This window comes from Pseudoalteromonas sp. Ps84H-4 (assembly GCF_024124645.1).
GTDB classification, from domain to species: Bacteria; Pseudomonadota; Gammaproteobacteria; order Enterobacterales; family Alteromonadaceae; genus Pseudoalteromonas; species Pseudoalteromonas lipolytica_C.
In genome coordinates this window covers 96,904-108,910 of the sequence record NZ_JAMXSK010000006.1, presented here as the reverse complement: position 1 = coordinate 108,910, position 12,007 = coordinate 96,904, and the positions used below count along the sequence as shown (strand labels likewise).

10 protein-coding genes are annotated in these 12,007 nt (G+C 41.4%); 1 reads left to right on the top strand and 9 read right to left on the bottom strand.

Translation table 11 applies throughout. The features are described 5' to 3' along the window. The 4 genes from acnD to NH454_RS07890 all read right to left on the bottom strand — a co-directional run bounded on the left by acnD (position 1) and on the right by NH454_RS07890 (position 5,522). Complete coding sequence (acnD, locus tag NH454_RS07905; RefSeq protein ID WP_235382387.1) at positions 1-2,592, bottom strand: Fe/S-dependent 2-methylisocitrate dehydratase AcnD; 2,592 nt, start codon at positions 2,590-2,592, stop codon at positions 1-3. A gap of 117 nt (positions 2,593-2,709) precedes the next feature. Beyond that, complete coding sequence (gene prpC / locus NH454_RS07900; RefSeq protein ID WP_135924349.1) at positions 2,710-3,834, bottom strand: 2-methylcitrate synthase; 1,125 nt, start codon at positions 3,832-3,834, stop codon at positions 2,710-2,712. 24 nt (positions 3,835-3,858) lie between these two features. Beyond that, positions 3,859-4,734, bottom strand: a complete 876-nt coding sequence (prpB, locus tag NH454_RS07895; protein ID WP_135924348.1) for a methylisocitrate lyase — start codon at positions 4,732-4,734, stop codon at positions 3,859-3,861. Positions 4,735-4,817: 83 nt separating this feature from the next. After that, a complete protein-coding gene (locus NH454_RS07890; protein ID WP_054554723.1) occupies positions 4,818-5,522 on the bottom strand; it encodes a GntR family transcriptional regulator in 705 nt (234 codons plus the stop codon). A 281-nt stretch (positions 5,523-5,803) separates the two neighbouring features. Here NH454_RS07890 and rsmF point away from each other — a divergent pair, with 281 nt between their 5' ends. After that, positions 5,804-7,243 carry a 16S rRNA (cytosine(1407)-C(5))-methyltransferase RsmF gene (gene rsmF / locus NH454_RS07885; RefSeq protein WP_235382386.1) on the top strand — a complete coding sequence of 480 codons (1,440 nt, stop codon included), beginning with the start codon at positions 5,804-5,806 and terminating at the stop codon, positions 7,241-7,243. Between the two features lie 255 nt (positions 7,244-7,498). On the opposite strand, the gene NH454_RS07880 is transcribed toward rsmF, so the two are convergent. The 5 genes from NH454_RS07880 to tmk are packed head-to-tail and all read right to left on the bottom strand — an operon-like array spanning position 7,499 to position 12,004. Beyond that, the gene (locus tag NH454_RS07880) at positions 7,499-9,319 is read right to left on the bottom strand and encodes an alkaline phosphatase D family protein (protein ID WP_235382403.1); all 1,821 of its coding nucleotides are present in this window, start codon (positions 9,317-9,319) and stop codon (positions 7,499-7,501) included. Positions 9,320-9,354: 35 nt separating this feature from the next. Further along, on the bottom strand, positions 9,355-10,134 hold the full coding sequence (locus NH454_RS07875) for a YchF/TatD family DNA exonuclease (protein WP_135924346.1): 780 nt from the start codon (positions 10,132-10,134) through the stop codon (positions 9,355-9,357). Between the two features lie 13 nt (positions 10,135-10,147). Then, positions 10,148-10,474, bottom strand: coding sequence for a PilZ domain-containing protein (locus NH454_RS07870; RefSeq protein WP_054554720.1), 327 nt, complete (start codon positions 10,472-10,474; stop codon positions 10,148-10,150). Between the two features lie 8 nt (positions 10,475-10,482). Continuing rightward, positions 10,483-11,376, bottom strand: coding sequence for a DNA polymerase III subunit delta' (locus NH454_RS07865; protein WP_135924345.1), 894 nt, complete (start codon positions 11,374-11,376; stop codon positions 10,483-10,485). Position 11,377: 1 nt separating this feature from the next. Beyond that, on the bottom strand, positions 11,378-12,004 hold the full coding sequence (tmk, locus tag NH454_RS07860) for a dTMP kinase (RefSeq protein WP_135924344.1): 627 nt from the start codon (positions 12,002-12,004) through the stop codon (positions 11,378-11,380). Between the last annotated feature and the right edge of the window lie 3 nt (positions 12,005-12,007).

Sequence of the window (12,007 nt, the reverse complement as noted above, 5' to 3'; positions counted from 1 at the left end):
TTAGTGCTCCTCAGATTCTAAGAAATCTTGCGCGAAACGTTGTAGTACACCACCTGCTGAATAAATTGACACTTCTTCAGCGGTATCTAAACGACACGTCATTGGTACTTCAACGGTTTCACCATTGGCACGGGTGATCACTAAAGTCAGGGTTGCACCTGGTGTTGGCTCACCTTTCACGCTAAAGGTTTCACTGCCATCAATACCTAATGTAGTTCGCGTAGTACCGGCTTTAAATTCTAGCGGTAGTACGCCCATACCAATTAAGTTAGTGCGGTGAATACGCTCAAAGCCCTCGGCTGCAATCACTTCAACACCTGCAAGGCGTACACCTTTTGCAGCCCAGTCACGTGATGAGCCTTGACCATAATCGGCACCTGCCACAATGATAAGCGGTTGTTTACGCTGCATGTAGGTTTCGATTGCTTCCCACATACGTGTCACTTTGCCTTCTGGTTCAATACGAGCATATGAACCTTGCTTCACTTCACCATTTTCTTTAACCATTTCATTCAATAACTTAGGGTTAGCAAATGTAGCACGCTGTGCAGTTAAATGGTCGCCTCGGTGCGTAGCATACGAGTTAAAATCTTCTTCTGGAAGACCCATTTTAGCTAAGTACTCGCCAGCTGCACTTGACGCTAAAATCGCATTTGAAGGCGATAAGTGGTCAGTGGTGATGTTGTCACCCAGTACCGCTAATGCACGCATATTACTAAGCGAACGTTCACCCGCTAATGCACCTTCCCAATAAGGAGGACGGCGAATATAAGTACTTTGTGGACGCCATTGGTAAAGCGGATCGTTGTCTTCACCGTAATCAACACTTAAATCAAACATTGGCTCGTAAACCTTTTTAAATTGTTCAGGTTTAACACTTTGTTTGATCACTGCATCAATTTCTTCATCTGATGGCCATAAATCCATTAAGCGAATTTCGTTGCCTTGTTGATCGTACCCTAATACATCTTTTTCGATATCAAAGCGAATAGTACCAGCAATGGCATAAGCAACAACCAGTGGTGGTGAAGCTAAGAATGCTTGTTTAGCATAAGGGTGAATACGGCCATCAAAATTACGGTTACCCGAAAGTACAGCTGTTGCATATAAGTCACGGTCAATCACTTCTTGCTGAATCTTTGGATCAAGCGCACCACTCATGCCATTACAGGTCGTACATGCAAAGCCAACGATACCAAAGCCAAGTTGCTCGAGTTCAGGTAATAAATTTGCTTCTTCTAAGTAAGATTTAACCGCTTTAGAACCCGGTGCCAGTGATGTTTTAACCCATGGCTTACGGGTTAACCCTTTAGCGTTAGCATTGCGCGCAAGTAAACCAGCAGCAATTACGTTGCGTGGGTTACTGGTATTAGTACAACTTGTGATTGCTGCAATGATACAGGCGCCATCTGGCATTAAGCCTTCTTGATTTTCAACGATGCCAGTGATACCCGCTTTATCAAGGTCCTTTGTTGCAACACGGCGATGTGGATTCGATGGGCCCGCAATATTGCGCCCAACTGATGACAGATCAAAGGTTAACACACGCTCATATTCTGCCGTTTTAAGGCTATCGCTCCAAAGACCGGTTTCTTTTGCGTAAGTTTCTACTAGTTTAACCTGCTCTTCTTCGCGACCTGTTAAGCGTAGGTAATCAAGTGTGTTGTCATCAATGTAGAACATCGCAGCTGTTGCGCCAAACTCTGGCGTCATATTAGAAATAGTTGCTCTGTCACCCAAGGTAAGTGCATCGGCACCTTCACCATAAAACTCAAGGTAGGTCGACACAACTTTTTCATTGCGTAAAAACTCGGTGATCGCTAATACGATATCAGTTGCAGTAATACCTGGTTGTGGTTTGCCTGTTAGCTCAACCCCAACAATGTCAGGTAAACGCATGTAAGACGCTCGGCCAAGCATCACGCTTTCAGCTTCAAGACCACCCACGCCTACAGCAATAACACCTAATGCATCGACCATAGGTGTATGGCTATCAGTACCAACTAGTGTATCTGGGAATGCCACGCCATCGCGGTTTTGGATCACCGGTGACATTTTCTCTAAATTGATTTGATGCATAATGCCGTTACCCGGCGGGATCACATCAATATTTTTAAATGCTGTTTTCGTCCAATTGATAAAATGAAAACGGTCATCATTACGACGATCTTCAATAGCACGGTTTTTTTCAAAAGCATCCGGTTCAAAACCTGCGTGTTCAACCGCTAATGAATGGTCAACAATTAACTGTGTTGGTACCACAGGGTTTACTTTTGCAGGATCGCCGCCTTTTGAAGCAATAGCATCACGTAGGCCCGCTAAATCAACTAACGCTGTTTGACCTAAGATATCGTGGCACACAACACGAGCAGGAAACCATGGAAAATCTAAATCACGCTTACGGTCAATCAATTGCGACAGCGCATCATTTAGCATTTCAGGTTCACAACGACGAACTAAGTTTTCGGCAAGTACTCGCGATGTGTAAGGAAGTGTGGCATAGCTGCCCGGTTTAATTGCATCAACAGCAGCGCGAGTATCAAAGTAATCGACTCCTGTGCCTGCTAATGGTTTTCTAAAATTTGTATTCATGATGATTCTACTTGTACTTGGTGACGGTGAACAAAGGTGGGCTGATTGTTTTTGTATTTATTTCGCCCCTTCATAAAGGGGCAGCTAAGCTACCCCTATCACTGATTTAATTAACGATTAACGCTCAGAAATTGGCGTATAGCTGCGTGCTTCTGGGCCCGTATAATCTGCACTTGGGCGAATGATACGGTTGTTAGCACGTTGCTCTTTCACGTGTGCTGTCCAACCCGTAACACGGCTCATCACGAAAATTGGCGTGAATAACTTAGTTGGAATACCCATGAAGTGATACGCAGATGCATGGAAGAAATCAGCATTACAGAATAATTTCTTTTCACGCCACATAACTTCTTCACAGCGAACAGACACTGGATAAAGAACATCGTCACCCACTTCTGCAGCCAGTTTTTCTGACCATTTTTTGATGATCACGTTACGTGGATCTGATTCGCGGTAGATAGCGTGACCAAAGCCCATGATCTTGTCTTTACGCTCAAGCATACCCATCAGTGCATCTTCAGCTTGATCTGGGCTTGTGAAGCCTTCAATCATATCCATAGCGGCTTCGTTTGCACCGCCATGCAGTGGACCACGTAAGCTACCGATAGCACCCGTTACACAAGAATGAATATCCGACAATGTCGATGCACACACACGCGCAGTGAATGTCGATGCATTAAACTCATGCTCAGCATAAAGAATTAAAGACACATTCATTACTTGCTCAAACAGTGCTGATGGTGCTTTGTCATGTAATAAACGTAAAAAGTGTGCACCTACCGAATCATCATCAGTTTCAGTGTCGATACGAACGCCGTCATGACTAAAACGATACCAGTAACAAATAATGCTTGGGAATACGGCAACTAGGCGGTCAATCGCATCATTCGCTTGTGAGAAATCTTGCTCCATTTCTAGGTTACCTAGCATAGAACAACCGGTGCGCATTACATCCATTGGGTGTGCGTCTTTAGGGATGTTTTCAAGCACTGTTTTTAGTGCTTCAGGTAAACCACGTAGTGATTTTAGCTTTGCTTTATATTCAGTAAGCTCAGATTCTGTTGGTAATTCACCACGCGACAGTAAAAAAGACACTTCTTCAAACTGCGCTTTATCTGCTAATTCACTAATATCATAACCACAATAAGTTAAACCTGAACCTGACTTACCTACTGTACACAGTGCTGTTTCACCTGCTACTTGACCACGTAAACCTGCGCCGCCTAATGCTTTATCTACCATGAGTGTTCTCCTTATATGTTGTCGTTATGATTTTTTAGCTGAGAAAAGGTTATCGAGTGTGTTTTCATATGAGTGGTAATCTAAAAACTCATATAATTCTGCACGTGTTTGCATGTTGTCTAATTGGCTTTGTTGTGAGCCTTCGTTAAGAATAGACGAATACACATTAAGCGCTGCTTTGTTCATCGCTCTAAATGCACTTAATGGATAAAGTACAATTTCAACACCAACTTCGCTTAACTGCTCTTTTGTATAGAGCGGTGTTTGACCAAATTCAGTGATATTCGCAAGAATTGGCACATTTAACGCTTTAGCAAACGCTTGGTAATCTGCTAAATCATGCACAGCTTCTGCAAAGATAGCGTCTGCGCCAGCTTCAACACACGCTGCTGCGCGGTCAATCGCTGCATTTAAGCCTTCTTTTTGGAATGCATCAGTACGCGCCATAATGTAAAAATCACTGTCTGTTTTGGCATCAACCGCAGCTTTAATACGGTCAACCATTTCATCTTTAGACACGATCTCTTTATTAGGACGGTGACCACAACGTTTTTGTGCTACTTGGTCTTCAATATGGAAGCCCGCAGCACCCGCTTTAGTCATTTCTTTAACGGTACGAGCAATATTAAATGCACCGCCCCAACCTGTGTCAGCATCAACAAGAAGCGGTAAGTCGGTAGCGCTGGTAATTCGACGAATATCTTCAAGTACGTTATCTAGGCTAGTCATACCTAAATCTGGCATGCCGTATGACGCGTTAGCAACACCTGCACCTGAGAGGTAAAGTGCTTGGTGACCTGTTTTCTCTGCCATCATTGCGCAGTACGCATTGACGGTGCCAACCACTTGCAATGGCTTGTTGTTGGCAATTGCCTGTTTGAACTTTAATCCTGCTGACATTGGATAACTCCTATCTTTGAACGGTTTCAGCTCTTTGGCTGACTCTATTTTTAAATCTAAATTGTGACTGTTTAACTACGGTGCTACTGATTTTTTGCTGCGAGTAAGTCAAACTTAGTCTGAATATTTGCCTGAGACGCGCTGATATGGCGTTTCATAAGCATTTCGGCTAATTCACCGTCATGGTTTTCAATGGCATTAATAATAGCCAAGTGTTCATCAAATGCTTTTGATACACGTGGCCCAACCATACCCATTTGTACACGGTACATACGAATTAACTGGTACAACTCATTGCATAAAAGATGAATTAAATGTGCGTTTTTCGACCCTTTTATAATGCGATAATGAAAATCAAGGTCGCCCGCTTCTTGGTAGTATGATTCACCTTCTTTTACACGCTGTGTTTGTAAGTGCTGGTTCAATAACTGCTTTAAACCCTGCACTTCTTCAGGTTCCATGTTGTCGGCAGCTAACCGACAAGCGAGCCCCTCAAGGGCACTACGTACCTGATAGACTTCGATTAAACGCTCAGCGGTCAGTGCGACTACACGGCAACCAACATTGGCTTTACGCTCGACCAAATAACAGCTCTCTAAACGATTTAGCGCCTCGCGAAGGGTGGCACGGCTTACACCATAGCGTTTAGCAAGTTCTGGCTCAGAAATTTTGCTACCCTGCTCAATGGTGCCTTGTACAATTTCACGACGCATGTCGACAAACACTTGGTCTGATGCCGTTGTTATCGTGATATCGTTGTAGTTATCGTTGGCTTTTTGCTCTGTCATAAATAGGTCTATTTAAGTACTAAATTAAGATTGTCGACAATTTGTGAGTTCACTATGCGCCCTATCATCGAATGTGTCAACCTTGAGATCGGAAAAACAGACTAAAAAACCAGCAAAATGTCGACATAAAATGATACTTATCAAAAATAATGACTATAAAAGACATTTATACCGGCAGTTTGTCGACACTTTAATATCGCCCGTAAAAAGCTAAAAATATCCCCTGACAGCGCTATAAATGGTATGATCCGCCTATTATTACGTGACGTGAGAGCCATTTAGTGGACGCTAATACATATATTCCAGATTCATTTATTGATGATGTAAAAAGCTACCTTCCTGAACATTTATCATTAGACGACTTTATTGCAGCCTGTCGTCGCCCACTTAGACGCTCAGTTCGCGTAAATACATTAAAAATGTCAGTCTCAGAATTTCAGCGTCAATGCGCCAAAAAAGGATGGGAGTTAACAGCAATTCCATGGTGCGAAGAAGGATTCTGGTTAACACGTCCAAGTGAGGAAGAAGAAGCCCTTGCAATCGGTAATACCGATTTACACTTAAGTGGCGCTATGTATGTGCAAGAAGCCAGCTCAATGCTGCCGCCGGTTGCACTGAGAGCCGAGGTTGAGCAAAGCAATACGGTATTAGATATGGCATCGGCACCAGGTTCAAAAACATCACAAATCGCTGCCATGATGGATAATAGTGGCGTGTTAGTTGCCAATGAATTGTCCTCGTCACGCTTAAAAGTATTGGCAGCAACCCTCAAACGTATGGGTGTTGGTAACTGTGCGTTATCACATTTTGATGGTGTGATCTTTGGAGATTACATGTATGAGTGCTTCGACAGTATTTTACTAGACGCCCCGTGCTCAGGTGAAGGCACAGTTCGTAAAGATGCAGACGCCCTAAAGAATTGGTCAATCGAATCTAATATTGATATTGCTGCTGTGCAAAAAGCACTCATCAAAAGTGCCTTTTATGCCCTAAAACCCGGCGGCACATTAGTTTATTCGACTTGTACTTTAACACCCCTTGAAAACCAACAAGTGTGCGAATACCTATTAGCTGAGTTCCCTGATTGCATCGAAGTACAATCACTCGATAGCCTGTTCGATGGCGCAGATAAAGCGACAACCAGCGAAGGTTATTTGCACGTTTGGCCGCAAACTTACGATAGTGAAGGTTTCTTCATCGCTAAATTTAAGAAAATAGCGTCAAGCGATAACCCCAATCAAAAAGTTAAGAAAGGCGCATTTCCGTTTGCTAAGTTTGATAAAAAGCAAAGCGAAGCGTTTATGCAAACAATTAAAAAACAGTTCGGTCTAAAATCACTTAAAGGCACCTTAATGCAGCGTGATAAAGAGCTTTGGTTGTTTCCTGATGGCTTTGATGAACTGCAAGATAAAATTAAATACTCACGTTTAGGTATTCAACTTGGTGTAATTCACAAAGGTGGGGTTCGCTTAGCGCATGAATTTGCCACCGTATTTGGTCAAGATTGCGATAAAAATACCTTTGAGATGTCTGCTTGCCAAGCAAACGATTACTTTAACGGTAAAGATATTCGGCTCGAAAAACCAACTCAAGATAATGGTGAAGTAGTGTTAATGTTATGTGGCTGTCCTGTAGGCCTTGGTAAGTGGCAAAAGAATAAAATTAAGAACTCATTACCACGTGATTTAGTACAAAATGCCCAGTTGATAACTTGGGTATAACTTGCGCATAAGGCTTGTATAAAGTAGGCACCTTTTTAGGTAAAAAGCCGTAACAGGCTGATTTTAAACTAGTATAAAATTTGTACATTTACCGTGCAATTTCCTGCTTATTAACTACACTTAAAAGTACTTTCTACTTCTCCCTACTGAATTTAGAAGGTGTTTTTTTATAGTTAGCGCAGGCTCGCACGAGCCACCCCTAAGCCCAGAACAATGCGGATTCGTTCTGGGCGTTTTTTTATTCTGAGTATTCGATTAATGTGTGTTTAAATCGAATTCTGTAATTTGGTTGTCAGCATGAATTAGTTCATATTTTGCGAGCAAACCATCATTGAGCTCTATCAAACTGATAGCTGCATTACTAACCAAATACTTTTGCCCTTCACCCATGGTTTGGTGTTTATCAACTTCCATCTGCCAACGTTTAGTAAAAAAGTTAAGTGGGCTTTTTGGGGCATATAAAATCGAATCTAGCTTATCGAGTACATTAATGAGCTTGCGAGGAAACTCATTTTTAATACCACTGGCGGTTAACTGCCAAATACGGTTTTTATGTTTGCCAAACCGCTTTTGCACTGAAAAACAAAATGAATAATGTACATCACCAGAGAGTATCAAGGTTTCTTTTGGTGTATCTTCACGGCGGAAAGTATCAAGTAGCTTTTTAGCGGAACCTTCGTGGGCCATCCAGTTTTCAACATCAACTAGTAAAGGTTGCCCACAAAAATTAAAAATAGCTTGGATTGCTTCAATTGATTTAACACCAAACACTGGGGCTGGAGATACAATAATCACTTTATCGTGAGACAATAAGCTTTCTTCTAATTCCGTTAGCCTCTCCCAATCAAGTAAGCCAGATGGTTCATTGAAGTTTTGTTCATTACGCCAGCGATGGGTTCGGGTATCGAGCACCACAACTTTGGGTATGGTATTAAGCTCATAATGCCAATGGTTAAAATTGAGTATTAGCTTATCAAAGTCTTTAAAATGCCAACTCTGCTGCTTTAAACTCTGCTTAAAACTTGGCAATAAAGACAATGAGTTAGTACCCGCATCATTACCAATCCCTTGCATTAACCAATAACTAATCAGGCCATTATTTACTATGCGTCGGCTAGCTGGGTGCTGATAAATAGCCTGCTCCCATCCTGCGGTTAAGTTCCAATCATCGGTGACATCATGATCATCAAACATCATCAATGTCGATACATTGGCAAATAATCTTTCGACACTACCAAGGCCTTTTGCGAAACCAAGTAAAGCGTCTTTTTCAAGTTTGAATAAATTAGCGTATTTAGGAGCTAATGCTGGGCATTCAATTGTTTCAAACTCGATTAACTGCCAAGTAATAGTGCTAAAGTTTAGTAAATAAAGCGCTATAAATTCTTGAAAATGGATTAAGTGGTTTTCAGCTTTTAAACTTGAGAAGTGCGGCTCATCTTTTTTGAGCCAATAACCAACACCAAATTTACTGCGTTTTTGCCAAGGCACTTTAGGTAAGTGTAAATGGCGCTTATAAAGTTGTTGTTCAAACCCTGCTGGTAAATCTAAATCAAGTTCGGGCTCTACAAACACACCAAATAAACTAATCACTTTTTCAATCGCAAGTAACATGGGTCCTGCGACATCATCTGCATATATTTGATCGCCAGATAACAATAATAAGTCAGCACCTGCATTAAGAGATTGACGCTGGTCATTTTGCCATTTGTCAGCAGCAACGAGACTATCTTTTGCTGGGTGATGAGGGTTACGACAGGAACCATGAAGAATTCTATCGAGCCTATTGGGGATCACAAATGCAGGAGATTCAGCTCGCTCGTAGCAATAAGACAACAGATCAATGCTTTTATCTTCATCATGTAACGAATAATAGATCAGTGAATCTACTGTAAACTGGCCACTGACTGGCATGACATTGATGAAATTTAAGTAAAGATGTTGCCCTAATTGAATTGACTCTAAGTTAGAGTAAGTATCAACACCTTTAAACTCAATTCGGTATTGGCAAGGCACAGTTGTAACAAATTGAAAGCACACTCGCCCTGCATCTGCTCGGCGTACCATTGGCCCCATTACTAACTGAGGTAAATTTGATACGCCTTGCACCACTACGCCCTTTTAGCTTGATTGAACAACGAGTAAAAGTTGTTAGTTGTTGCTTCGGCTAACTCGTTAAAAGTAAGTCCTTTTAACTCAGCGATGTAGTAAGCTACATCTTCAACGTAGGCTGGTTGATTTGTTTTACCACGATAAGGAACAGGCGCTAAATAGGGTGAGTCTGTTTCAATTAATAAGCGATCAAGCGGGATTTGCTTTACAACATCTTTTAGCTCAACGGCATTTTTAAACGTAACGATACCCGAAATCGAAATATAAAAGCCCATATCAATGGCTTTTTTGGCCATTTCCCAATTTTCTGTAAAGCAGTGTAATACACCACCACAATTCTCTGCATTATGCGCACGCATTAGATTAATGGTGTCTTCTCTGGCATCACGAGTATGAATAATTAGCGGCTTATTGAGCTCATTAGCAACCTCGATATGACCAACAAAACTTTCTTGCTGAACTATATGGGTGTCTTTTGAGTAATAGTAATCTAGACCGGTTTCACCTATCGCAACCACTTTATCGTGGCTAGCAAGTGAAATAAGTTTTTGCTTATCGAGTGCGTCTTTTTGATCAAGTGGGTGAACGCCGCATGATGCAGAAACATCTGGATAGTGTTTGATTTTATCCAGCATCGTTGGGAATTGATCTAAAGTGACACTCACGCACAAGAAATGTTCAACTTTCTTTGCGCGAGCATTTTCAAGTACTTGGTCTAAATTAAGGTCGAGTTTATCGAAATCGAGCCTGTCTAAATGGCAATGAGAATCTACAATCATGGTACTACTTTTATTACATGGTATAGGTCGGATTGCCAGAGTTTAACATAGTACCCAAAAGTTTTTCGATCTTCGCATTCAAATTCGTTTTGTCATCAATAAAATTCACACCGATACCCGGTGGATTTGAACTTTGAGCACCTTGCGGGGTGATCCAAGCAACTTTACCTGTCACTACATCGTCTTCCAATGCATCAGGTAAAGTAACTTTTAATGCAAGTGAATGGCCCATTTCAAAACGCATATTAGTGCGAACAAATAAACCACCATTTTTTAAGTACGGCATGTAACAGCGATATAATTCTTCTAAGTCTTCAATATCTACTAATAATTCTTGCACGATGTATCCTAATTTTGGCTTTCACGTAATGAAAACGCTAACTTCGAAATGGCCAGCGACATATTTAAACCTAGCACATGCGAGCTATTATACAGAAATTCTGCTATGGCTTGTTGCGCTTTTTGGTAGCTGAAAAAATCCATCCCTAATACTAATTTTTCCTTTAAATGTTCTGTTAAAAACAGAACAAATACATTAATCAAGGTGCTATCTTTGCTAAGGATCTCGACTAAAGCACTGAAATTATCGCTGTCTTTTAACTCAGTTGCAAATTTATAGAGGGAATCTATTGAGTCTAATTGCTTTTCATTATACCAATGCTCAATAAGCATTGGCTGCTCTACAAATAGTTCTAACCAAGAATAATGAGGTATATTAAATTCACCCAACCATTTTTTAGCTAGGCTAGGATTTACCTTTACCTCATGAACTGCACAGCGGCTTAAAATTGTGGCTGGCAATAAAGCCAGTTGTTCACAGGTTAAAAGCAGGTATCGATTTAAACTGGGTTCTTCAAGAGTTTTTAACAAGGCATTTGCAGCTGCGGTAGTCATTTTATGACTGTGTTCAAGTACCACCACTTTATTACCATTTTGAGCTGATGAATGATTAATAAAATCTGTAATTTCACGCACTTCATCAACACCAATAGTTTGGCCTTCAGCCTTTACAACGCGCTTGTCGGGATGTGTGTTTGCTCGGTTTAATTGACAGCTTTTACATTTTCCACAGGCAATTAGGTTATGGGCATTAGAGCACAGTAACGCATCAGCTAACATATCAACTAGCTCACGTTTTCCTACACCGATATCGCCATTAAATAACTGTGCATGATGGAAACGTTGCTGCGAATAGCTTTGAGCTAATTGCTGATATAAAGGTTCAAGCCATGGCAAAGGCATGCTAATTCACACCTTTGAAGAATTCATCAAGCACACTGGTAATAGCTGCATGCACTGCAGGCATGGTTTGATTAGCATCTACTGTTTTGATGCTGTTGTCAGTGCTTGCAATTTCAAGATAACGTTCTCGAGTGCGCTCAAAAAAGCCTAAAGCTTCTTGCTCTATACGGTCTAGTTCACCACGTCCTTTTGCACGTTCAAGACCCACTGCAGGTTCAATATCTAAATATATCGTTAAGTCTGGTTTTAAACCCTTTAGCACCATATCAGCTAAAAAAGAAAGTTGCTCTTGTGCAATCCCACGACCACCCCCTTGATACGCTTGCGATGAGAGATCATGACGATCACCTAACACCCAAGTGCCCTTTTTAAGTGCTGGTTCAATGACATTAGCAACCAATTGCGAACGTGCCGCATACATAATTAACAGCTCAGTTTCAGAAGTGACTGTTTCTTGATGAGCCTGTTTTACGATACTACGTAGTTCTTCTGCCATGGGTGTTCCACCTGGCTCACGTACATTGATAAATTCGATCTGCTTATTTTCTAAATAAGCTTGGCACACGGCAATTGCCGTTGATTTTCCAGCCCCTTCAAGGCCTTCAATCACTATAAATTTCGCTGTCATATG

Excerpts from the sequence above, each read along its gene's own strand:
- NH454_RS07890 (WP_054554723.1), bottom strand. The coding sequence starts at position 5,522 with ATGACAGAGCAAAAAGCCAACGATAACTACAACGATATCACGATAACA.
- NH454_RS07865 (WP_135924345.1), bottom strand. The coding sequence starts at position 11,376 with ATGCCTTTGCCATGGCTTGAACCTTTATATCAGCAATTAGCTCAAAGC.
- NH454_RS07875 (WP_135924346.1), bottom strand. The coding sequence starts at position 10,134 with ATGATTGTAGATTCTCATTGCCATTTAGACAGGCTCGATTTCGATAAA.
- prpB (WP_135924348.1), bottom strand. The coding sequence starts at position 4,734 with ATGTCAGCAGGATTAAAGTTCAAACAGGCAATTGCCAACAACAAGCCA.
- NH454_RS07880 (WP_235382403.1), bottom strand. The coding sequence starts at position 9,319 with ATGGGGCCAATGGTACGCCGAGCAGATGCAGGGCGAGTGTGCTTTCAA.
- prpC (WP_135924349.1), bottom strand. The coding sequence starts at position 3,834 with ATGGTAGATAAAGCATTAGGCGGCGCAGGTTTACGTGGTCAAGTAGCA.
- tmk (WP_135924344.1), bottom strand. The coding sequence starts at position 12,004 with ATGACAGCGAAATTTATAGTGATTGAAGGCCTTGAAGGGGCTGGAAAA.
- acnD (WP_235382387.1), bottom strand. The coding sequence starts at position 2,592 with ATGAATACAAATTTTAGAAAACCATTAGCAGGCACAGGAGTCGATTAC.